Source organism: Bradyrhizobium neotropicale (assembly GCF_001641695.1).
GTDB classification, from domain to species: Bacteria; Pseudomonadota; Alphaproteobacteria; order Rhizobiales; family Xanthobacteraceae; genus Bradyrhizobium; species Bradyrhizobium neotropicale.
Window position 1 is genome coordinate 48,399 of the sequence record NZ_LSEF01000025.1, and the last position, 23,213, is coordinate 71,611.

Annotated in this window: 19 protein-coding genes and 2 pseudogenes; 7 read left to right on the forward strand and 14 right to left on the reverse strand. The window is 62.6% G+C overall.

Annotated elements, in window-relative coordinates:
• Positions 1–41 precede the first annotated feature (41 nt).
• Positions 42–371, reverse strand: coding sequence for a thiosulfate oxidation carrier complex protein SoxZ (gene soxZ, locus AXW67_RS04200; protein WP_063676820.1), 330 nt, complete (start codon positions 369–371; stop codon positions 42–44).
• Positions 372–417: 46 nt separating this feature from the next.
• Positions 418–882 carry a thiosulfate oxidation carrier protein SoxY gene (gene soxY, locus AXW67_RS04205; RefSeq protein ID WP_063676821.1) on the reverse strand — a complete coding sequence of 155 codons (465 nt, stop codon included), beginning with the start codon at positions 880–882 and terminating at the stop codon, positions 418–420.
• Positions 883–1,076: 194 nt separating this feature from the next.
• Between soxY and soxA the strand changes: the two genes are divergently transcribed.
• From soxA to AXW67_RS04220, 3 genes and pseudogenes are all read left to right on the forward strand, one after another.
• Positions 1,077–1,901 carry a sulfur oxidation c-type cytochrome SoxA gene (gene soxA, locus AXW67_RS04210; protein ID WP_063676822.1) on the forward strand — a complete coding sequence of 275 codons (825 nt, stop codon included), beginning with the start codon at positions 1,077–1,079 and terminating at the stop codon, positions 1,899–1,901.
• An 11-nt stretch (positions 1,902–1,912) separates the two neighbouring features.
• Entirely contained in the window at positions 1,913–2,542 is a 630-nt protein-coding gene (gene soxX / locus AXW67_RS04215) for a sulfur oxidation c-type cytochrome SoxX (RefSeq protein ID WP_430648699.1), read from the forward strand.
• A 217-nt stretch (positions 2,543–2,759) separates the two neighbouring features.
• Positions 2,760–3,195, forward strand: a pseudogene (locus AXW67_RS04220) (DsrE family protein).
• Positions 3,196–3,201: 6 nt separating this feature from the next.
• On the opposite strand, the gene AXW67_RS04225 reads toward AXW67_RS04220, so the two are convergent.
• From AXW67_RS04225 to ubiT, 7 genes and pseudogenes are all read right to left on the reverse strand, one after another.
• Positions 3,202–4,296 carry a YeeE/YedE family protein gene (locus AXW67_RS04225; protein WP_063676824.1) on the reverse strand — a complete coding sequence of 365 codons (1,095 nt, stop codon included), beginning with the start codon at positions 4,294–4,296 and terminating at the stop codon, positions 3,202–3,204.
• A 67-nt stretch (positions 4,297–4,363) separates the two neighbouring features.
• The gene (locus tag AXW67_RS04230; protein ID WP_027556976.1) at positions 4,364–4,741 is read right to left on the reverse strand and encodes an ArsR/SmtB family transcription factor; all 378 of its coding nucleotides are present in this window, start codon (positions 4,739–4,741) and stop codon (positions 4,364–4,366) included.
• 186 nt (positions 4,742–4,927) lie between these two features.
• Complete coding sequence (locus tag AXW67_RS04235; RefSeq protein WP_063676825.1) at positions 4,928–6,904, reverse strand: methyl-accepting chemotaxis protein; 1,977 nt, start codon at positions 6,902–6,904, stop codon at positions 4,928–4,930.
• Positions 6,905–7,061: 157 nt separating this feature from the next.
• A complete protein-coding gene (locus tag AXW67_RS04240; protein WP_063676826.1) occupies positions 7,062–9,416 on the reverse strand; it encodes a TonB-dependent receptor in 2,355 nt (784 codons plus the stop codon).
• A 544-nt stretch (positions 9,417–9,960) separates the two neighbouring features.
• Complete coding sequence (gene ubiV, locus AXW67_RS04245) at positions 9,961–10,899, reverse strand: ubiquinone anaerobic biosynthesis protein UbiV (RefSeq protein ID WP_063676827.1); 939 nt, start codon at positions 10,897–10,899, stop codon at positions 9,961–9,963.
• Between the two features lie 25 nt (positions 10,900–10,924).
• Positions 10,925–11,898, reverse strand: a pseudogene (gene ubiU, locus AXW67_RS04250) (ubiquinone anaerobic biosynthesis protein UbiU).
• Positions 11,898–12,443 carry a ubiquinone anaerobic biosynthesis accessory factor UbiT gene (gene ubiT / locus AXW67_RS04255; protein WP_063676828.1) on the reverse strand — a complete coding sequence of 182 codons (546 nt, stop codon included), beginning with the start codon at positions 12,441–12,443 and terminating at the stop codon, positions 11,898–11,900. Before ubiT ends, ubiU begins: the two are co-directional and overlap by 1 nt.
• Positions 12,444–12,545: 102 nt before the next feature.
• On the opposite strand from ubiT, the gene AXW67_RS04260 reads away from it, so the two are divergent.
• Both AXW67_RS04260 and AXW67_RS04265 read left to right on the forward strand, forming a co-directional pair.
• Positions 12,546–14,075 (forward strand): UbiD family decarboxylase, encoded by a 1,530-nt coding sequence (locus AXW67_RS04260; protein ID WP_063676829.1) that lies wholly within the window; start codon positions 12,546–12,548, stop codon positions 14,073–14,075.
• Positions 14,072–14,668, forward strand: coding sequence for a UbiX family flavin prenyltransferase (locus tag AXW67_RS04265; protein WP_063676830.1), 597 nt, complete (start codon positions 14,072–14,074; stop codon positions 14,666–14,668). Before AXW67_RS04260 ends, AXW67_RS04265 begins: the two co-directional genes overlap by 4 nt.
• A gap of 12 nt (positions 14,669–14,680) precedes the next feature.
• Here AXW67_RS04265 and AXW67_RS04270 read toward each other — a convergent pair whose 3' ends face one another.
• The 5 genes from AXW67_RS04270 to AXW67_RS04290 form a co-directional block, all read right to left on the reverse strand.
• Complete coding sequence (locus tag AXW67_RS04270) at positions 14,681–15,232, reverse strand: DUF2478 domain-containing protein (RefSeq protein WP_063676831.1); 552 nt, start codon at positions 15,230–15,232, stop codon at positions 14,681–14,683.
• 16 nt (positions 15,233–15,248) lie between these two features.
• Positions 15,249–15,569, reverse strand: coding sequence for a metal-sulfur cluster assembly factor (locus AXW67_RS04275; protein WP_063676832.1), 321 nt, complete (start codon positions 15,567–15,569; stop codon positions 15,249–15,251).
• Positions 15,566–16,072, reverse strand: a complete 507-nt coding sequence (locus AXW67_RS04280) for a DUF2249 domain-containing protein (protein ID WP_063676833.1) — start codon at positions 16,070–16,072, stop codon at positions 15,566–15,568. Before AXW67_RS04280 ends, AXW67_RS04275 begins: the two co-directional genes overlap by 4 nt.
• Positions 16,073–16,084: 12 nt before the next feature.
• Entirely contained in the window at positions 16,085–17,431 is a 1,347-nt protein-coding gene (locus tag AXW67_RS04285; protein WP_063676834.1) for a hypothetical protein, read from the reverse strand.
• Positions 17,432–17,847: 416 nt separating this feature from the next.
• Positions 17,848–18,732, reverse strand: a complete 885-nt coding sequence (locus AXW67_RS04290; protein WP_063676835.1) for a ferritin-like domain-containing protein — start codon at positions 18,730–18,732, stop codon at positions 17,848–17,850.
• A 203-nt stretch (positions 18,733–18,935) separates the two neighbouring features.
• On the opposite strand from AXW67_RS04290, the gene AXW67_RS04295 reads away from it, so the two are divergent.
• Together AXW67_RS04295 and nosZ are read left to right on the forward strand one after the other, a co-directional pair.
• Positions 18,936–21,233, forward strand: a complete 2,298-nt coding sequence (locus AXW67_RS04295; protein WP_063676966.1) for a NosR/NirI family protein — start codon at positions 18,936–18,938, stop codon at positions 21,231–21,233.
• A 23-nt stretch (positions 21,234–21,256) separates the two neighbouring features.
• Positions 21,257–23,206 carry a TAT-dependent nitrous-oxide reductase gene (nosZ, locus tag AXW67_RS04300; protein ID WP_063676836.1) on the forward strand — a complete coding sequence of 650 codons (1,950 nt, stop codon included), beginning with the start codon at positions 21,257–21,259 and terminating at the stop codon, positions 23,204–23,206.
• Positions 23,207–23,213: the final 7 nt, after the last annotated feature.

The following is a 23,213-nucleotide window of genomic DNA, read 5'->3' on the forward strand; positions in this document are numbered from 1 at the left end:
TCTGGTAGGATGATCCGTTTCTCGGGCAGGCACCCGGGCCGTCAGGCTACGGTCAGCTTGTTCACGGTGACATATTCGGAGCCGTCATCGTCCTTCCAGGTGAAGGTGAATTCGCCGCTCTCGACCGCCTTGAAGAAAAACGACTGGTACGGATTGGCCGAGATCGCCGGATGCCATTCGGCTTCGAACACCGGCTTGCCGTTGAAGGCGGCAATGAATCGATTGATGATCTTGCGCGGAATGATCTGGCCTGAGACATCCTTGCGTTGGCCCGATTCCATCTCGTGGGCGATCAGCGTCTTGATCTCGATGATTTCCCCGGCTTTGGCCTGGGCTTGCAGACGGACTTTCGGTATCGGCTTCGCGGTCATCTGAAAAACTCCCCGTGTGATGTAATGCGGAAAAGCGCGCGACCGCTCAGCCGCCGCAGCCGCCAATCGTGACCTTGACGGACGCAGATGCCTTGTAGAGGCTGCCGTTCGACATCTCGGCGAGACAGATGATGTTCTGGGTCTGCGCCAGGCGCATGCGCGCCGATGCGGCGGCCTTGCCGCAAGCCGGCGTGAACTTGTAGCTGACGACGTTGGGCAGCGGATTGCCCTCGGCGAAGATGTGGACTGCCTTGACGTAGTCGGCGTCCGTCATCGGGCTCTCAACCTCGACATTGACCGGAACGACGAGGCCGTTCTCGGCGATTTCGGGGACATCCAGTTTGATCTTGCCGCTCTCGGGCTTCTTCTCCCCGTAAAGCTTGGCAATCGCCGCGGACACTTCGTCCGGCGTGGCCTGCGCACCGCTTGAAGTCACGATCAACGCCAGGCCCGCGAGCCCCGCAAGCCTGAGCGTCTCGCGACGCGAATGTTCGATCGACATGAAGTCCATGGCCAACTCCGTTGCATTTCCTCAACGGGCGCTTGGTGCGTGCGCCCAACGATAGTTTCGCTTGACGGCAACAGCCGCGCTCTATCATTATTTGTACATATCATTATATTCTTTTTTTTGAATGTAAAGCGGCTGTTGGGGCCGCGTTGCCGGAAAAGTCGCGCAAGACGACCAAAATGAGGAGGAAAAAGTCGATGAATCGTCCCAAGCTTGGGGTTGCAGCCGTTCTGGCGCTGCTTTCGGTCTGGCTGCCCCAGGCCAGCCGGGCGCAGGACGCGGCCGAGAAGGAGATCGAGCGCTACCGCGCCATGATCTCCGACCCGATGTCGAACCCGGGCTATCTGGCGGTCGATCGCGGTGAAGCGCTCTGGCAGGAAAAGCGCGGCACCAAGGGCGTGTCGCTGGAGCAATGCGATCTCGGACTGGGCGCGGGCAAGCTCGAAGGCGCGTTCGCGCAATTGCCGCGCTACTTCGCCGATACGGACCGCGTCATGGATCTCGAGCAGCGCCTGCTCTGGTGCATGCAAAATCTGCAAGGGCTCGACACCAAGGACGTCGTGGCGCGACGCTTCTCTGCTCCCGGAAAACCGTCCGACATGGAAGATCTCGTCGCATTCATCGCCAACAAGTCCAACGGGATGAAGATCAACATTCCATTGAACCATCCGAAGGAGAAGGAAGCGGCAGCGGTCGGCGAAGAAATGTTCTACCGGCGCGGCGGCGTCAACGATTTCTCCTGCGCGACCTGTCACGCCGACGACGGCAAGCGCATTCGCTTGCAGAGCTTGCCCAACCTCTCCAAGGCCGGTCAGACTGCGCAGGAAACCATGGCGAGCTGGCCGACTTACCGGGTTTCGCAAAGCGCGCTGCGGACGATGCAACATCGTCTGTGGGACTGCTTCCGGCAGCAGCGATGGCCGGCTCCCGAATACGCCTCCGACGGCATCACCGCGCTGACCGTGTTCCTGCAAAAGCAGGCCGCTGGTGGCGAAATCAACGTTCCCTCGATCAAGCGCTGAAAGACATGACGATGATCTCGTTCGGCAAGACCCTCCTGGTGGGCGCGGCTCTTTCAATCTCATTCGCTGCATCCGCCGCTGCGCAGACGGCAACGAAGTCTATCGACCTCACGGTCGTCGACAGGTATGTCGCGTCGACCTTTGGCAAGGCCGCTCCGGAATGGCTGGCGCGGATCAAGCCCGACGCGACACTTGAGACCTGCAACGCGTCCCGAAACGACGTTCCCTCCGCCGAAGCCGACAAGATCACGGCGCGCGAACTGGCGCGCGTGGTCTATCCGGCCGACGGCAAGCTCTTGGGTAACTGGAAGGAAGGCGCCAAGGTCGCCAATGACGGGCGAGGAAACCAATTCTCGGATCCGCCGGGACTCGTCGCCGGCGGCAATTGCTATGCCTGTCACCAGATCGAGCGGAGCGAGCTGAGCTACGGCACGCTTGGTCCGAGCCTGACCAACTATGGCAAGGACCGGAAATATGACCCCGAAGAGGTCAAGCGCGCTTACGCCAAGATCTACGACTCCCAGGCCTTTGCCGCCTGCTCGATCATGCCGCGGTTCGGCGCGAACAAGGTTCTGACCGAAACGCAGATCAAGAACATCCTGGCCTTTCTGTTCGACCCGGAATCGCCTCTCAACAAATAGGGCAGCACATTCGCCCGCCGACCAGCGGGTGATGTCGGGAACGACAATGAATCGACGCGGGCTGATCGAATATCTTCGCGCCCGCGCGTCAATCCGAATGCCGTCGAGGTCGAGGCCGGTGTGGCCGAACTGCTTTCCCTTACCACACGCGGCTACACCATCATTCGTCCATAGGAGACTCAAGATGATATCGACGCGAAAAGCGATGCTTGCGGTAATGGTTGCGAGCCTCGCGCTGCTGATCGGCGCCTGCACTGGAAGTTTCGCGGGGGAGCCGAAGGAACATCGCGTCGCCATTCAGGTCGACCAGGACGATCCCGCAATCATGAATCTGACGCTGAACAACGTGTCGAACATCATCGAGCACTACAGAGCAAAGGGCGAACCGGTCGAGGGTGGATGTGGTCGCCTTCGGCCCCGGTCTTCACATGCTTCGCGCCGATACATCGCCGGTTAAGGACCGCATCAAGCAGATCACTGATGCGGCCTTCCCGTCGACCATTCAATATTCGGCCTGCAACAACACCAAGCAGGGAATGGAGCGACGCGAAGGCAAATCGATCAGCTTGGTGCCGGAGGCCACGCTGGTGCCCTCCGGCGCCGTTCATCTCATCGAACGGCAGGAGCAGGGCTGGCCCTATCTCAGGCCGTGACGATTTTCAGCTCCGACCGAACAGCCGGCTGAAATTGCGCTGGAGCAGCGTGCGGGGCGAGTCATCCACCAGGATTGCGATTCCGAGACGTGCACCCGCGACCATGCCGGCAACGGCGAATGGCCACGACAGCGCGAGCATCGACCCAGCCGTAATGCCCTGACCGATGGTGCAGCCGCCGGCGAGGATACCGCCCGCCCCCATCAAGGCAGCGCCGCAAAGGTGACGGCGCATTTCGCGATCGTCGTCGAAGGCTTCCCATTGGAATTGACCTGCCTGAAGGGCAGCAACGTGTGCTCCAAGGATGGTGCCGATTACGCTGCCGACGCCGAAGTCACCGAAGGCCGACACGTTCATCAGTCCCGCGTAGACCGTTTTGCCGACTGTCGAAACGAAGCTCAGACTCTGCGGACGGTTCGGACCTGCGAAATCGTCATTGAGGATCGAGGTCAGAATCCAGCCCGCCGTGATCAGGAGCCCGAGCGCTATGCCCGCCGTGACAAGCCGGGGCGTCCGCCGCAGCCGGACATCGCGCAACGCCAGCACGCAAAGTGCGATACCCGCGAGCGCGGCGATCAATGGCCTCGTCTCAAAGCCGACCGCACGCGAGATCAGGGCGGCGATATCGGTCCCTCCTTCGGGGAGCGGGACAGCGAAGCGTTCGAGAAAGCCGATCCGAAGGTCGGCTAGCATGCCCCGCAGCATGGCGTAAGCCGCAGCTCCAAGGACGAAGACGACGAAGAGACTGCGAAGATCGCCGGTCCCCAATCGCACAAGCGAACCCATGCCGCAGGTCCCGACCAAGGCCATGCCCACGCCAAAGGCGACGCTGCCGATTACGATGGACAGCAAGGGAAAGGCCACGGGCGCATATGACGTTTCGGCAGGATTGAGGATGCCGGCCAGAACGAGGGCCTGTGTGCCGAGAAGCGCGATGCCGAGCGCCAGTGCGAACACCCGAAGGCGGCGGCTGTCGCCGCCGATGAGGAAGTCCTCGATCGCACCAAACGTGCACAATTTCGAACGCTGGATGGCGAATCCAAGCGCGCCCCCAATTGCAAGTCCGCTCAAAGCCTGCATCCAGGCAGACATATTCTGCACGGATTCCTCCCATCCCGCCTGCGGTTACGCCGCCAGCGGTTTCCCGCGGATACGATGGCCGCGGCGCTTACTTGTTCTGCGGATCAGGACCGGTCGCGCAGAAGATATCGTAGATGACTGAAATCACTCGACGCACGTCATCATTGGCGAGACTGTAGTAGATTGTCTTTCCGTCGCGACGGGTATCGACCATACCGTCGTAGCGAAGACGGGCAAGCTGCTGCGACACGGCCGACTGCCTGAGCGACAAGATGTTCTCGAGTTCGGTCACCGATCGTTCCCGCTCGGCGAGCAGACACAGCAGCAGCAATCGGCTTTCATGCGACAGCGCCTTGAGGAAGTTGCTCGCCTTCCGCGCCTTCCGCATCAACAGATCGAGCTCCGGCGAATATTCTGCTCCGTCCCGGAGTTCCGTCTCGATTTCGTTGGAGAGAATGGAGTTCATCGCGTCTCGTCGCCTGTTTGAGAAAACCGGCAGCTACGGCAGGCCATGGCTTCCGTCCAAATGCGGAACTCGCCAGCGCCTCCGCCGCATACATACATGAATTCGCATATATATCAATGAGCTATGATTGCAAGGCAATCTCCGCTCCGGACACGCGGCGCGATACTTTCGTCCCCGGCCCCGGTCTCACGCGGCGCGGATCGACACCAGGAACTGGCGAACCTCGCGGCGCAGCACTTCCGCCTGGGTCGCAACCTGATCGGCCGAGCTCACGACCTGCTCGGCGGCGGCGCCGGCATCGGAGACGGCCGCCGTGACGACAGAGATGTCGTTGGTCACCTGGTCGGTTCCTGCGGCGGCGCGCTGCACGCTTTGCGCGATCTCCTGCGTTGCGGCGCCCTGCTCGGAAACCGCGTTGGCGATCGAGGCGGAGATCTCGCTGACCTCCGAGATTGTCGCGCAAATCACCTGGATGGCCTCGACGGCCTGCTTCGTCTCCTGCTGGATGACGGAAACCTGCTGGCCGATCTCGTCGGTCGCCTTTGCCGTTTGCGTCGCCAGCGCCTTCACCTCGCTTGCCACCACGGCAAAGCCTCTGCCGGATTCACCTGCTCTCGCCGCCTCAATGGTTGCGTTCAGCGCCAGGAGGTTGGTCTGGCTCGCGATGTTGTTGATGAGTTCGACGATCTCGCCGATCTTCTGGGCGGCGGAGGCTAGTCCCTGCACGCGCGTATTGGTGCGCTCCCGCTCCTGCGAGGCTCTGCCGACGATCTGCGAGGCTTGGGCGACCTGACGCGTGATTTCAGTGATCGACGAGGAGAGTTCCTCGGCCGCGGCCGCGACGGTCTGCACGCTCGCGGATGTTTCCTGCGATGCGTGCGTGACTGCAAGAGATTGCTGCTTCGCGCTGGTCGCGGTGCCCGACATCGATTGCGCAGTCGATTTCATCGAACCCGCCGAGTTCGAGACTGTCTCGGCTACGCCCTGGACACTCGCCTCGAAGCGATCGGCGAGGCTAGCCATGGCGACTCGCTTCTCGGTCTCCGCTTCGCGCTTCATCCGCTCCTGCTCGCTGCGGATTCCGGCAACCTTGATCGCATTCTCCTTGAAGACGTTCACGGCCTGAGCCATGCGACCGACTTCGTTTCGGCCCTCACAATCGGGGAGTTCGATGTCGTGCGTACCGGCCGCGAGCTTCCGCATTGCCTCTGTGAGGGTCAGAATCGGACGAGAGATGCTGCCCGAGATCAAGAGGCCAGCGATGCAAGCGATCAGGATCGCGACCGTTGCGGCGGCCGTGGCCATGAGCTGCGCATCGGTGATGGCGGAAACGTAGCTGCTGTTGTCCATGACGATCTCGACAGCACCGATCGGCTTTCCGGAGAAATCAACGATCGGACCGAGCAGCGCGGCCACCGGCGTGGCGCCAAGCTCGCCCTTGCGAAGCAGGAACTGGCCTTTCGCTGCGTCTCGATATTCGCCTTGCGAGTAGAAGGTCTTTTGTCCGAGTGTACCGCCGAAGGTCGCAAAGCTATCCTTGTCGGCCAGGTGAAACACGCTGTCGACACCGCGGCTTTTCTTGAAGTTCTCAAAGAACTGCTGCCCGAACGATAGACCAAACTCGACCGATCCGACCTGCTTTTCCGCGTGCAGCACGGGCACTACCCCGCGAATCCCAAGCCCGGCTACGCCGCCCTCGAGACCAAGCACGGTCTTGCCCTGAGTATTGGTCTCGACCACCGTCTTGCGGAATGACGAGAGATCATCGCCGAACTTCTGCGGTTGGTGCACGCGCAGGAAGGACGTCGCCGGCGCCTTGTGGAACTGGAATTGCTCGACCTCGTAGACCTTCTTGAGGTCATCGAAGCCGGCCCCAAAGTATCCGAGCAAGGTCGTGCGATCGTCACGGGACATCGCCTCCCGGATCTGCGGTATCGAAGCCACCACCGCACTCATCGCGGCGGCGCGACGCGATTCCTGCGTCAGGCGGGACTGCAGAGCATCGTAGTGGCTGCGCAATTCGCGCTCGTCGGCGCGGTTGACGATGCCGTGGATGATCCAAAGCACCCCCATCAGCACAACGACCGCCGTCCCGGCAGATGCCGTGGCAAGCGCCAGCGTGATCTGCATCCTCAGACCAACATTGCGAAACGGCGATTTCATCGGCCCCCCAGCCAAAAGGCGCTGCGCACCTCTCCGACGATGAAATCTCTCAGGACGAAATTAAATTTGCGTTAATCATTCACGTTTGTGAATTTGTCGCGGGACGCTTGAATCACTCGGTCGAACACCCAAGCGATGACCAGAGTAAGAGCAGCGATTACATGTCCACGGTCATCGACAGGAGATACGTGCGCGGTGCTCCCAGGAAGAACGTTCCGAATGAAGCCACGCTGGACCAGTAAGTCGTACCGGTCACGTTCTGAACGTTCGCGCGGAACGTCGTCTTCCTGCCGTTGATCGCCGTCGTGTAGCGGGCACCGAGATCGAGTCGCGTCCAATCCGGGATCGGCTGCTTGTTCGCGGTATCGACGAACTGCTTACCCGTGTAGATGACGGCCCCATTCAAAGTGAGCCCTCTCATCCACGGGAGATCCCACTCGGCTCCAATATTGGCCTGGATGTTCGGAACGCCGATTGGCGTGTTGCCCAAATTCGCCGCGACGGCAGTCTTCGTCAGGGTGCCATCCAGCAGCGAAAAGCCTCCGAGGACACGAACATCGGGCATGAGTTCGCCGTACACGTTGAACTCGAGCCCACGGACTTGCTGTTCGGCGGTCGCGGCGAAGCGCCCGGCGGATAGCTCGCCGCTTGCCTTCGATATCTGGAAGGCGCTGACGGTGGTTGCGAACCGACCGAAGTCCACCTTGATGCCGGCCTCGTACTGCTTGGCAATGTAGGGCGGGAGCACTTCGCCGAAATTGGAAGCGGCCTGCGGCGCGACGTCGCCCCGGCTTAGACCTTCGATGTAGTTCGCATACAGAGAGACGTTGTCCCGGGGCCGGATGACAAGGCCGACCACGGGAGTGGTCGCGCTCTTGTCGTAGGACGACGTCAGCGTTCCGACATTGGAGAGATAGTTGTTCGCCTCGATGCCCTGGCGCCGGACACCCAAAGTCAACAGGACCCGCTCATCGAGCACGGACAAGGTGTCAGCAATCGAGAGCCCCGTGAGTTCACTGTCCGAGAGCCGAGGGCGCCCGCTGATCTCGTTCGCAAACTGAGTTGGCGCCACTATCGGACTATAGATGTTCGACGTGACCAGACTGCCATTGGTGAGCCGCCGGTACAGCGCGTCTTGATAAAACGAGGCCTGGAAGGCGACGGCATGATGGACGAAGCCAGTGTCGAACCGGCCGCGGACGCCGCCATCATATGTGGTTCGATCGACGCTAAGCCCGAAGAATTGGGGCGTCGAGGTCGTGTCGCCGCTCGTGTTGATGATCGTCGGAAGACCGAAGAATCTCTCGACATTGGTCCGAGAGCCGCCGACGTCGGCGAACAGCGTAACCTGATCGCTTAGATCGTATTCGGTGCGCAGCAAGGCAGATTGATCGTTGATGTGCGACCATTCCCAGGGCTGGGTCACGTTCAACCGACCGTCCGGCGCCTTTGGCACTTGTAGGCCCGGTGCCATGAGGAAGGGACGTGACGGAGCGTCGAACCGATCGGTCTGGGCGATGAGGTAGAGCCACGACCTGAACCGTTCGCCCTGATAGTCGAGGGCGAGCGATCCGACACCCGTCGCTTCGGACTGGCGGTCAATGGGCGTATCGCCGTCGCGCACACTGCCGCTGGCTCGCACGCCCCATTCCTTGCTGTCGCCGTAACGCCTCGCGACATCCCAGTGACCGCCGAACCGTGCGGCCGAGCCGTAATCCACCGTGAAGCGGGTCAAATCATCTCCCGCGCGCTTAGGCACGACATTGATGACGCCGCCGACGCCGCCATTGGGTGCGATGCCCGAGAGCGCCGCCGAGGGGCCCTTGAGCACTTCGATGCGCTCGACGTAATCCGTGAAGATGCGGTATGTCGGCGCGATCCCGTAAAGGCCCTCGAAGGCAAACTCACCGTTGTTGCCTTCGTTGATCGGGAAGCCGCGAATGTTGAAGGAATCGAGCACACCGCCCGTTGGGTGGGAACTGCGCACGGAAGGATCCAGGATCAAGGCCTCCGCGGCCGTCGCCGCCTGCTGATCCCGGATGAACTTGTCCGTGTAACTCGTTACGTTGAACGGTGACTTCATTGTGTCCGTATTTCCGAGCAGTCCCAGCCGCGCGCCTTGAGCGACCTGACCGCCTGCAAAGGCAGGCACGACGCCCGACTGCGATGGCTTCGATTGCACCGCGACCGTTTCGGCTTGCGGAGCACCAGGCGCCGTGGGGCGCCGAGAAGTTGATCGGACCGGGCCAGCATTTCGGCTGGTCGGTGCACGGCGAAGCGACCGTTGCGTTGGAGCATCGACGGTAACGGGTGGAAGCGAGTTCACGCCTTGCGGTGTTTGGGATTGAGCGGGCGATTCGAACCACGCCAGCAACGCTACTCCACCCAGCAGCTTCGCACCAAAGCGAGCTACCGTCCCAACCTCACCTGCACGTCGCATTCCCAGAAAGTCCCTCATCAACAGCACGTCGCCCAACGTGAAATGGCTCCACGCTCGGCCTGCAACGACCATGAATCGAAGATCCGCTCTCACGTCAGAGTTCGGCTTATCGCTCGTGAATCAGTTGCTTCGCAGGCTCGCACTCAGGCTTGGTTGCCTACGTTATTGTCGGCAACATCCGATTGCTCGCGATCCGCACCGCTTCTTTAGAGAGACGCCATCGTGGCCGCAACGCAAATGCGCGCGCTGCGAATTAGAATGTCTCGATCATCGACGACTCGTGTCGGTCGACATCGCGTTTGGAAACACTCCAAAGATGCCTCGAAGATTCCAAATCATTGCTGTTGAGGGAAAGGCCATGCTTTTCCTGGACGCGGCAACGCTCTGGACCTCGTCATGGACCGGCTGTTGCTGGTCACGACCTCGTCATGGACCGGCTGTTGCTGGTCACTATCTCGTTGCCATCGCTCTCATTGCGACGACATGCCGCGGTACAAGATGTGCAGATGAAAGGGCTCGTGATGAGCTCTCGCGGTGGTTCAATGGGCCGACGTTGAGCGACCGCACCAGCGGAAACTAGCCAACAACTGCCCAAGGGCTCGCTCTTGATGGCGCTTCACTGAGAGTCTCGATTTGCGGCGCTGAGCCGTTGCTCATCTCCTGACCGGGTACGACGATAGACGTGACCTGGCTCTGCCCACAAGAACCCATTCGAAAAGGGTACACCGGGATAGACTGCGGCAAGGCGACGGTTGCCGCCGTGGATGTCGTCACGACCGTCCAACACGTCGCGAAAGGTCTTGGCGACGACGACCATGTCGCAATCCTGCGGCGACAGGCGCAGCGAGCCAACGTGGCTCTCGCGCAATGAACCAGCGTCGCCCAGCAAATTGGCGCAGGTGTGAGACAGGGTTTGCACGCCGTTGATGGTCAGGAAGTCCTGCTGCTCCAACGTGTTCAGGAGGAGACCATCCGGGTCCTTCTCGCAGACGAAGCGGCAATTATCCTTGGTGAGCTTGTGAAGGCGCGCATGATAGCAACGGGCGGAGATCGCCAGTGGCACCCTGCCGAACGCAAACACCTCGATGGTGACATCGGGAATCGCCCTCGCGATCGTCGCTATCGAGGACAGCGGCAACTCTGGCGGCAGGCAGATGCGCCTCGCCCCGCGCGCGGCGTGAAAAGCCGCGCTTGCCTCGTTGTAGATGTTGACGAACGGCCCGATGGCGTGCGGCCGGCCGGCGAGCGCTCTAAGGCAGGTCAGGTCGTTCACCTCGATCGACACGTCCTCGGCCGCGGCAAGCTCCATGGTCTGACGGCGCTCGCGCCGCAACGAGACCAGGATCAGCGACCCCAGCAGGACCTGCTTGCCTGCTTTTTGCAGCCGTTCGACCACAGCCGGCATGTGGGCTGCAAGGAACGGCGAGCGTTTCGAGCAGACGATCTCACCGACGGACACGACATCGACCGGCGCTTCGTCGGCGATACGGAAATAGAAGTCGCGCCAGCGTTCCGGCGCCCAATTGTACAGAACTGGACCGAGGCTGAGTTGCATCGATGGACCTCAAATATTCGAAAGATTACCGCCACGTCTTGCGATAGGCGCCGAGGGTGGAGGCCTGCCCTTCGGTGAACGGTTTCAGGCTCGCAATGTCCGCCTCACTCCCGCTCTCGAGCGCGGCGAGCGCATGACGGAAATGGCGCACCACGCTTTCGACATAGGCGCGGCCGCGCTGGCGGCCCTCGATCTTGAGCGCGGTCACGCCGGCATCGCGCAAGCCCTTGAGAAGCGTCGTGGCATCCAGGCTAACGGGATCCTCAAAAATGTAGCCGGCGCCCTGTGCAGTCGAGAAGCGCCCCTTGCACAGCGTCGGATAGCCCGCGGGCTCGCTCCATCCGAACCGGTTGATGGTGAATCCGCCCAGCCTGGAGTTCGTCCCCTGCCCGGTCGGTAAGCCACATGGCTTGGAGGTGAGCAGACGCCCTGCATGTTCGGCGACTTGCCGGTGGCATAGGACGACAGCGAGCAGCGCCCTTCGGCCATCACGCACAGGCCGCCGAACACGAAGACCTCGGTCTCGCAGGCCGACTCCCGGGTGATCTCGACAATCTCCGGCACGCTCAAAACGCGGGGCAGCACGACGCGCCGCGCTCCGAAAGTCTCGGCGTAGAAGGCGATGGCATCCGGATTTGCGGCCGCGGCCTGCACCGAGACATGCAAACGCTGGTTCGGATGGCGCCTGGCGGCGTAGTCCATCAATCCGACATCGGCGAGGATCAGCGCATCGGCGCCGGCGCTCACCGCATCGTCCACCGCGCGCTGCCAGATGTCGACGGCCGAGGCGCGCGGAAACGTATTGATCGCCACCAGTATCCTCGCGCCGCGGCTATGCGCTAGCGCAATCCCCTTGCGCAGCTCGTCGCGGCTGAAATTCAGCCCTGGAAAATTTCGCGCGTTGGTTTCATCGTTGAAACCGCAATAGATCGCATCGGCGCCAGCATCGATGGCGCTCTTCAGCGCAGCCGGCGTGCCGGCAGGACAGATCAATTCCATCATCTGAATTCCCCGCCTGGACGCGACGAGCCGATCACGCGGTAACGCGCGGCCTCAAAGGCGCGCCTTGCCGACCCGGCCAGCGGACCGAACAGCGAGGATAGCTCGGCGGCAAGATCGAGCTGGGCGTCGTCGATCGCATTGCGCAGCGCGAGCACCGCTTCGACATCGCCCTCGACGACGAGCTCGCGCGAGAACATCAAGGCATCGCCATCGACCTTGCCTTCGAGCAGGGCCAGGAGATTGGCGAGCGAAGCCGCGATCCGCGCATCCAGACCTCGCGGCAAATCGCGCACGACGGATAGACGCGGCGGCATGGCTTCGACCACGAAGGCGAACGGCAGATCGATCGGCTTGATGCCGAACCGCGCCCGAGCGTGATCGCCGAGCCGGTCGAAGATTGCCGGGTTGCGCCGATGGATGCGCTGCAGGACACCGGCGAGAACGAGCTGCAGCGGCAGCAGAGGCAGGGGACGCATGGCAAATGCGACGAGCGGCGGGATCGTCGGCAACGGGCCGGGCGATGCGGCGGACGGATCATTCATGGGAACAAATCTGGACGGATTGCGCGCAGATGTATTTGAGCCGGAACAATGAGAACCTAAATCAACCCGGCTAGCTCTGGCTCTTCTTAAGGAGCTGGTTCATTGCAGCGTGATGTCCCGCGCTTTCGCGCATTGTCCGACTTCCTCCGCTTCATCGAAAGCCGGGGACAGTTGCGACGCATTCGCGAAAAAATCTCCGTCGTCCACGAGATCACGGAAATCCACCGGCGTGTACTCGGCGACTGCGGACCGGCATTATTGTTCGAGCAGGCCGTCAAGGCTGACGGTCATCTATCGGACATGCCGCTCCTCACCAATCTGTTCGGAACGGTCGAGCGGATCGCCTGGGGATTGGGCATCGCCCCCGATCGTCTCGAAGAGCTTGGCGCGCTGATGGCCGAACTGCGCGCGCCGCGACCACCGCACAGCATCAGAGATGCCTGGAACAAGGTCCCGCTCGCGCGCGCCGCGCTGGCGACGCGCCCGCGCACGCGCACGGCGGCGCCGGTCCAGGACTGCGTCACGATGGGGCCCGACATCGATCTCGCAAAATTGCCCGCACAGGTCTGCTGGCCTGGAGAGCCTGCGCCGCTGATCACCTGGCCACTCGTGATCACCTTGCCGCCTGAATCCGCGATGGCCGACCAGGAGGAGAATGTCGGTGTCTACCGCATGCAGGTACTCGGCCGCGACCGCGCCATCATCCGCTGGCTCGCGCATCGCGGCGGCGCCCGCCATCACCAGCAGTGGAAGGCGATCGGGCGCGATATGCCAGTTGCGATCGTCATCGGGGCCGATCCTGCCACGATCCTCGCCGCAGTCTTGCCGCTGCCCGAGACGCTGTCCGAGCTGCGCTTCGCCGGTATCCTGCGCGCCGAACGGCCCGACCTCACGCCATGCCTTACCGTTCCGCTCGCCGTCCCTGCCGAAGCAGAAATTGTCATCGAGGGCTTCGTCTCCGCGACCGAAACCGCATCCGAGGGACCCTATGGCGATCACACCGGGTATTATAATTCCGTCGAGGTGTTTCCCGTGATGCGCGTGACGGCGATAACCAGCCGACGCCAGCCGATCTATCTCTCGACCTTCACGGGACGGCCGCCGGACGAGCCCTCGCGCATCGGCGAGGCGCTCAACCGCCTGTTCGTGCCGCTCATCCGGCAACAATTCCCCGAGGTGACGGACTGCTGGCTGCCGCCGGAGGCCTGCTCCTACCGCATCGCGATCGCGGCGATCAGGAAGCGCTATCCCGGCCAGGCGCGGCGGCTGATGCTCGGTCTGTGGTCGATGCTGCCGCAGTTCAGCTACACGAAACTCCTGATCGTGGTCGACGACGACATCGACATCCGCGATTGGCGCGCCGTGATGTGGGCCGTCTCTACCCGCAGCGACTCTTCGCGCGATCTCGTGACGCTCACCGACACGCCGATCGACTATCTCGACTTTGCCTCGCCGAAATCCGGTCTCGGCGGCAAGCTCGGCATCGACGCCACCACAAAGATTCCGCCGGAGACGGATCGGGCCTGGGGCGCCCCTCTGACCATGGACCCTGCCGTGATCGCGCGCATCGACGCGATGTGGTCGAGCCTCGGGCTGACCGAAGCGCCGGCACCCTCTCCGGTTTCCGTATGAGCGAACGGCAAGGCATCATCGTCGGCATCAGCGGCGCCTCGGGCGCTGCGATCGGCGCGCGCATCGTCGAGCTGCTGGCTGACAATCCGCACTACGCGGTGCACCTCGTCGTCTCGCCGGCGGCCGAACGTACGCTGCAGGAGGAGGTTGGCGTCGACGCGCTTGCGCGGCTGCGCGCCCTGGCCTTCCGTCACCATCTTCACTCGGACATTGGCGCCTCCATCGCCAGCGGCTCCTATCCCGTCGCAGGCATGATCGTCGCTCCGTGCTCGATCCGCACGCTCTCGGCCATCGCCTGGGGACAGCTCGACGACCTCCTGGTGCGTACTGCCGACGTCCAGCTCAAGGAACGGCGCCGGCTGGTGTTGCTGGTCCGCGAGAGTCCGTTGCATCTCGGCCATTTGCGGGCGATGCTACAGGCGACTGAGATCGGCGCAATCATCGCCCCGCCGATGCCGGCCTTCTATCTGAGGCCACAGTCGCTGGCCGAAATGATCGACCAGATCGCGGCCCGGGCGATCAATCTGCTCGGCCTGGAAAACCTTCTCGCACCGGCAAAAGCCTGGTCCGGCTCGCGCTTCGAACGCGTGTAGACAGCGGAGTCCTCACTTCAACCTCGCTGCCCATTGCTCGATCTCGTCTATGTCCTCGGACAACTCGATGGAGAGCGAGCCGGCAAAATCCCTCCAGGCCTGCAAATTTGTCTTCGGCACGCCGATGACGATCGTAATCTGGCGATCCATCGCGCTGGCGATCAGGTCGAGCAGTCCGCCGCCGGAGCACTCGGCCTTGCCGAACTTGTTGAGGATCAGCAGGTCCGGCCTGTCCTCCATGTTTCCCTCGATTCGGGCAGCAGCTTCGGTCAACGCCGCCTCATCGAGCCTGCACCCCGCTGCACCTGCGCCGCGATCCTCGAAGATGGAGGTGCAGTGACCGGTGCTGAGATCTTCCAGCAAGACATCGCATCGCCGGTTGGGGGCGTCCGACACGCGGCGTTGAAGCACGCCGGCCAGCGACAGCCCGAGGCTGCGGCATTGCGTCACCAGCGCCGCGAAGGCTGCATCGGGATACACGTTATCAGGGTAGACGATCGCCGCAAGCGATGGTGCGAGCGTCACTTTTTCTTCGCCTGCTGTTACAGGTTTCATTGCAGTCATTGGAATTCACCTCGGATCAATTCACTTCGGCAAAGCCGAGCGATGCCTTTACGCCGGGCGAGATCATCCAGGGCTGCCAGGGCGGATCGAACGTCATGGTGACATCGACCGACTCCACGCCCGGAACGAGACAGGCGCTGTTGGCGACGCCCTCCTTGAGAAAGGACGCGGCGGGACAGCCTCGCGTCGTTGCCGTCATGGTAATGTGCGCGACGCCGTCGTCGACCGATACGTCATAGACAAAGCCGAGGTCGACGATGTTGTGTCCGAGTTCCGGGTCGATCACGACTTTCAGTGCCTGCCTTATCTGCGTCACAAGATCATCGTTGGCCGTCATGCGAGCACCCTCACCGTCAGCTGATAGACGTCCTTCTGCGGCGTGAAGCCGCCGCGCCACTGATGGCCGCGCTTGGTCAGCTCCCGAAACAGGAAGACCGGTTCGCGACTGAGCAAGGCGGAGAGCGTCTGCCCGGGCGCGAGCTGCTCCGCCGCGGCAAGAATACGAACCATCGGCTCCGGCGGATCGAGGTCACGGTTGTCGAGATGAACCACGGGCTCCGGCCAATCGCCATCGGCCAGCGCGGCGGGCGCCGGTTCAGCCGCTTCGAACGAGCCGACGGGCATGAACCGGATCTCCCATTCGCCGCCTTCGAGCTCGGCTTCCTGATGCGCAAAGCCCTTGCTCGCCATGACGTCAAACAGAGGGACCGGCTTGAAGGGGGCATAGAGCCGCAGGCCCTGCCCCGGCGCGAGCCGGTCGAGCGCGGCCATGATGATCGAGAACGGCTCGCCGCCTGCGCGCAGGATTGGCCGGACATCGACGTCGATGAATTCGCTCATTGCAGTCTCCTTTCAGTTTCGCGAGATCAGGAGGTGCGGCACGGCTGCTCCCGTCGGCAGGCGCAACGGCTCCGCCACATCCGCGAGCCGCCGGGCCCTGATGAGCTCCTCACCCAGGCCGAGCGTCGCAAGCGTGACGACCGCGAGAGCGACTCGGAAGCCGAGTGCCGCGTCGACCAACAGCATCAACGTTGCCGCCCAACTCCCGGCAAAGAACAGGACGAACCATTTTGTCGCGCGGCGCTCGGCAACGAGATCCTGCACGCGGGGCGTCGGCACTCTGCCCATCACCGGACCGTAGGCTTCAAGCCAGGTCAGGAACGGGACGATCTTGTAGAGGTTGGCAAGCACCAGGCCGGTGAGCCAACCGAACGCGACAAGGAAGACGAGCGCCCCGACATGCGGCTGGAACGAACCGGTCGCAAGAAGCGCGGCGCCAAGGATTGCGACCGCGGCGAGGCTCGCCAACGATAGGATGCTCATGCGCGTGTTGAGCTCGAGCGCGCGGCGTTTGCGGGTCCTATACAGGCCGAGCACATCATGGCCGTAGGCGATCAGCGATAGCAGCGCCGCAGCTCCTGCCACCAGAAGGACCAAGTTCAGCCCGGTCGCGCGCCAGAGCGCAAGCACGCCGCCGACGACACCGACGGCCAGCGCGGCGGCTCCGGCAAGCCAGGCAAGCCGCCCCAGCCTCGCATCGCTATCGGGCGCGAGCATGAACATCGCAAGCAGGCGATAGCTGACGCCCATGGCAGTGAATGTCAGCCATCCGCCAAGTCCCGCAATCGCATGGATCGGAACGCCTGACACCAACAGCTCCGGCCATCGCGCAGCCACGGCCGCTCCCGAAAGCACCAGGGAGAACATGCCGCCGAATGCTGCCGTGACACAAATGCAGGCAAGCCCGACTGCGGCGAACCGCGCAGGCCCCGGCAGCGGGCGGGCCAACCAGAGCGTCATGCCGAGATTGGCAACGACCAGCACGAAACCGGCAATCAGCAGGCCCGCGCCAACGGGAAGCAGCCAGCGCGGCCCGTTGATGTGGCCGCCCAGGGCCAGAAAGCCTGCGAGCAGGATGGTCAGCCCAAGCGTCAGCAGCGCAAGAGCCGGCAGCGTCCAGCGCTCCGCATAGAGCGGCCTTGCGACCAGCACCGGCACGAACTGAAACAGCGCGCCGCAAACGACCATGCTCAACCAACCGATGCAAACCATGTGGACGATGACGAGCGTGTCCGGTCCTCCGATGTCGTCATTCGGAAAACCGAATCCGGCAACCATCAGAACTTCTGCAAGCAGCAGCCATACGATTGCGGCCGCGAAGTAGCTGATGGCCCATTTGCAGAGGCTGGTTCCGATCACGGCTTGCTTCCCATCGCCTGCACACAATCCTGTGCCAGCGCTTCAAAACGGTAAGTAGTTGCAGCCACGACCTCTTTGTCGAGGCACAAACTTGAGCGCCTATCGCAGCGGTCTTTGCGGCAGCGCAAGGAGCGCTGCGGTGCGGCAGCCGATGAAGCTGTGACCACGGGAATCGGGAGGATGGCTTGCGAAAATTGCGAAGGCTACGCTGGCGGAGCCGCAAAGTGGCCAGGGTCGAACGGAGGCTTTTCGAGACCGTCTTCGTGGGATTGTTGCGAGAGATGACGGCCGAGATCGAGCCGGGGGCCCGCGTTCGCGAAAATGCCGCCGGCCGCCATTCGGCCTGCCCCTCAGAACCGGAAGCCCGCCCCGGCTAGCGATGCCGCGCCCCGGAATGACGCGGCCCAGTCATAACACTAGGAACTCTTCACGTTCAGGGACCGCAACCAGGCAAGCCGCGCGATCGCGCGCCCGGCGAGCCTTTGCAGCTCGTCGAGGCGAGCCGGCTCGCCGGCGGTCTCGGCGCTCTCGAGATATGCGTCCACCAGCGCCTCAGCGATGTGCTCGGCATCACCCTGCGCAAGACTTGATGGAAATCGCCCGACGCCCGTGGCTTCGACAGCCATCTCGGTCGTTTCCATCAGAAGTTCGTGTGCCCGGCTGGCCACCGCCCCGGTGTGAGCGCGCTCCAGCTCAACGACCAGCACGGCCAGCCGGCGTTCGAGCTCGCCTGCGTCGATGTGGCCGGCTGCGGCGCTAGCTTGCCGGCCCGCTCGCATTTCATCATGCTCCCGGTGGTAGGCGCGGCGCCGCTCTTTCCTGAGTGTTGCCACGTGGCCCAACTCCTCCTGCGCCATCGCCTCGGCGGCCTTCTTGATTTCGGCGTCTTTCGAGTAGGCCGACAGATAAGCCCAGAAGGCGAACGCGCGCTCCTCATTCCGTACCGCCATCGCCAAGGCGCGGTACGGCGTCATCAGTCGCGACGCCTTTATCTCCGCGGCCGTCTCGGCGTCAAACGTGTCGGGGACATCCCAGCGAACAAGGGCGGGATCGGGAGCCTTATGCCGGCGCGATTGCGACCACCTTGTGACACTGTCAACATGCTCGCGCTCGGCCGCAGCGAGATTTGCAAAAACCTCCGCCAGATCGACCTTCTTCTGACGCCGCATCTCCTCGGCAAGGTCAGTGTATCTCGTTGCTGCTTCCTGCTCCATGGCGTGTGCGAGTGCGAACAGTTCATCGAGCGAATGCAAGGATCCGGCCGGCTCGGATCCCAGGAGGAGAGTTTTCGCGAGCAACATGACACACCTGGCCCAGTTTCTTTGTCCTAGATCAAACCCGATCGGTCATCGGGCGACTAGACAACCGTCAGGAACAGGAGTCAAACCGCGATGGCTGGATCGTCGATCCCATTCGGGCCGTCCGCGGCTAGGGCCACTGCTCGCAGATCAGACAACGAAGGAATGCGCATCTTTCGATGCGCAATCCCGCGCTGAGGTGCGTCATGGTCTGGTGTCCTTTGGATGCGTCGCGGGCGTTGCGTAGCGGCCTGATCCTGACCGTCGTGCTCGGCGCGTTGCTGACTTTCTGGACGCACGCCGCTTGCGCTGCCAGCGACGTCGCAGGCTTTTTGCCCAAGGTCCAGCCCGCGGACTTCTTCCCATCCGCCGATCGGTTCGGCCCCCCGCAGGGTGACCCGCCTCTCGTCCCCGTCTACCGCGGCGATCAGCTTCAGGGATTCGTCTACCTCAATTCAGATTTTACCAATTCTGTCGGCTATTCCGGCAAGCCGATCCACATCCTGGTCGGGATCGATCCCAACGGCGTCATCACCGGCGTGAAGCTGGTCGATCACAAGGAACCGATCGTGCTGGTCGGAATACCGGAGGCCCGCATCGTCGGCGCCATGAACTCCCTGATCGGCAAGGACATGAAGCCGGTTGCCAGTGGCGCCGAGCATCCGCCGCAGGTCGACATCGTGAGCGGTGCGACCGTCACCGTACTGGTAATGAGCGACAGCATCGTCCGCTCCGCGGTGCGGCTGATCCGCACCGGGCGCGTCGGAGCGGGCGGCGCCGCCGCGGCCTCCGCCGCTTTACCGCCAGTCACCAAGACGCTCGATCTCGAGCGCAGCGAGGTACGCGATTGGGCGAGCCTCGTCGGGGAAGGTTCGATACGCCGGCTGCACCTGACCATAGACGACGTGAACCAGGCTTTTGCGAAGTCCGGCAACGCTGCGGCCGCCCAAAATCCCGAACCTGGCGACGCAGGTGACAGCTTCGTCGACCTCTACGTGGCGCTCGTCACCGCGCCCACCATCGGCCGCAGTCTGCTCGGTGACGACGGCTACCAGCGACTGAAAGAACGGCTGCAGCCGGGACAGCAGGCCATTCTGGTCGCCGGAAACGGCGTCTATTCGTTCAAGGGCTCGGCCTATGTGCGGGGCGGGATATTCGACCGGATCGAGGTGCTGCAGGAGGGTTCCAGCACGCGCTTTCGCGATCGCAATCATACCAGACTTGGGGCGCTGGCCGCTCCAGATGCACCCGAATTCCGCGAGATAGGCCTGTTCGTGACGCCTCCGGAATTCACGCTGGATCCGACGCATCCGTGGCAGCTTCAGCTGCTCGTTCAGCGGAGCCTCGGCACAAGAGACAAGGCGTTCCTCACCTTCGATCTCGACTACGTCCTGCCTGATCGCTACATGCGCCGCGAGCAGCCGGCTGTGACCGTGCCGGCCAGCGCTCCGGCGCCAAGCGCCCAAGCGCCCGCCCCGCAACCTGTCTCCACCGGCGAAGGCGAGGAGCCGCTGTGGATGCGGATCTGGCGCTCCGAGCCGATTTCGATCGGCATCACCGCTCTCATGCTGGCGGCACTCACCGGAATCTTCTTCTTTCAGAACATCCTCGTGCGCCGACCGGTCTTCTACAATTGGGTACGCAGGGCTTACCTGGCTTTTGTCCTGGTGTGGCTTGGCTGGTACGCGAACGCGCAGCTTTCGGTCGTCAATGTGATGACCTTTTCGAACTCCCTGATCACGGGATTCCATTGGGAGTTCTTCCTTGCCGCGCCGCTGATCTTCATCCTGTGGGCGGCGACTGCCTCGGCTCTTCTGTTTTGGGGACGTGGCCCCTTCTGCGGCTGGCTGTGCCCGTTCGGCGCGCTGCAGGAGCTCACCAACACCATCGCGAAGTGGCTGAAGGTGCCTCAGATCACCGTGCCGTGGGGTCTTCACGAGCGGTTATGGCCGGTCAAGTACATCATCTTCCTTGGGCTGTTCGGGCTGTCGCTCTATTCGGTCGACCTGGCCGAACGGTTCGCCGAAGTCGAGCCGTTCAAGACCGCGATCATCCTGAAGTTCGCACGTGGCTGGCCATTCGTGCTCTACGCGGTGGCGCTTCTCGTCGTCGGCCTCTTCATCGAGCGCTTCTTCTGCCGCTACCTCTGTCCGCTCGGTGCCGCGCTCGCAATCCCCGGCCGCATCAGGACGTTCGAATGGCTTCGCCGCTGGCAGGAATGCGGATCCCCGTGCCAACGATGCTCCAAGGAATGCCCGGTCCAGTCGATCCATCCCGAAGGGCACATCAACGTCAACGAGTGCATCTACTGCATGCACTGCCAGGAGCTCTACTACGACGACCAGCGCTGCCCGCACATGATCCAGGTCCGGCTGAAGCGCGAGAAGTTCGCGGCCATGTCCTCGCCAGCGATGCGCGCGGGCGGCAAGGGTCCCGCGACCGTCATCACCGCCGGCGGCAAGCCTGTCGGCGCATCATCCGCCATCTCTCCACCAGCAACCTGAAACCGAAAGCCGAGGAGGCAATCATGAGCGAGAACGAAGAAGCAAAGGGCGTCAACCGACGGACTCTGCTGGGGACAACGGCGGCCGCAGCTGGCGTGGGCCTGGCTGGCGGAGCGGCGATGAAAGCCGGCGGCGGCTTCGTCTCGACCGCGGACGCGCAGACCAAGGCCGCTGCACCGAAAGCGCCGGCTGCCCGGCCGGCTGTGCAGAAGACAGAGGTCGCGCCCGGCGAGCTCGACGAATACTACGTGTTCTTCTCGAGCGGCCAGTCCGGAGAGATGCGGATCGTCGGCCTTCCGTCGATGCGCGAATTGATGCGCGTTCCGGTCTTCAACCGTTGCAGCGCGACCGGTTGGGGCCAGACCAACGAAAGCCTCAAGATTCTGACGGAAGGGATGCAGCCCGCGACCCGCGAACTCCTCAAGAACCGCGGCGGCACCTTCATGAACGGCGACCTGCACCATCCGCACGTCTCATTCACGGACGGCACCTACGACGGCCGCTACGCCTTCATGAACGACAAGGCCAACAGCCGCGTGGCACGGGTGCGGCTCGACATTATGAAATGCGACAAGATCATCGAATTGCCGAACCAACACACGGTTCATGGCCTGCGATTGCAAAAATTTCCGCGCACCGGATACGTGTACTGCAACGGCGAAGACGGGGTTCCGCTGCCGAACGACGGCAAACTTCTCGACAATCCGAAAGAGTACCACTCCATCTTCACGGCGCTCGACGGCGACACGATGAAGGTGGCCTGGCAGGTGATCGTCAGCGGCAATCTCGACAACGTCGATTCCGACTATCAAGGCAAGTACTGCTTCTCGACCTGCTACAACAGCGAAGAAGGCGTCACCCTGGCCGAGATGACGGCCAGCGAGCAGGATTGGGTCGTCATCTTCAACCTCAAGCGGATCGAGGAGGCGGTCAAGAAAGGCGACTTCAAGGAAATGAACGGTGTACCCGTTATCGACGGCCGGAAGGGCTCGCCCTACACCCGCTATGTTCCGGTCTCGAACAATCCGCACGGCATGAATACCGCTCCCGACGGGATCCACATCGTGGCGGCCGGGAAGCTTTCACCGACGGTGACCGTGATGGACGTCCGCAAATTCGACGATCTATTCGACGACAAGATCAAGCCGCGCGACGTCGTCGTCGCGGAGCCGGAGCTCGGCCTCGGCCCGCTGCATACCGCCTACGACGGCAAGGGCAACGCCTATACGACGCTGTTCCTCGACAGCCAGGTCTGCAAATGGAACATCGAGCTGGCCAAACGAGCGTTCAAGGGCGAGAAGGTCGATCCCATCATCCAGAAGCTCGACGTACACTATCAGCCTGGCCACAACCATTCCTCGATGGGGCAGACCAAGGAGGCCGACGGGAAGTGGCTGATCTCGCTGAACAAGTTCTCGAAGGACCGCTTTCTGAACGTCGGTCCGCTGAAGCCCGAGAACGACCAGCTCATCGACATTTCCGGAGACAAGATGGTTCTGGTCCACGACGGTCCGAGCTTCGCCGAGCCGCATGACGCCACGATCGTCCATCGCTCCAAGATCAATCCGATCTCGATCTTTGACCGGGCGGATCCGATGTTCGCGGACGCGGTGAAGCAGGCCAAGGCCGATGGCATCAACCTCGAGGCGGATTCCAAGGTCATTCGGGATGGCAACAAGGTCCGCGTCTACATGACGTCGACCGCGCCCGCCTATGGCCTCGAGCAGTTCCAGGTCAAACAGGGTGACGAGGTGACCGTCTTCATCACCAATATCGACGCGGTCGAAGACCTGACGCACGGCTTTTGCATCGTGAACTACGGCATCCAAATGGAGATCGCGCCGATGGCGACGGCGTCCGTGACATTCATGGCCGATAAACCGGGCGTCTACTGGTACTATTGCTCCTGGTTCTGCCACGCCATGCACATGGAGATGAAGGGCCGCATGTTCGTCGAACCGAAGTCGGTCTGATCGGAGC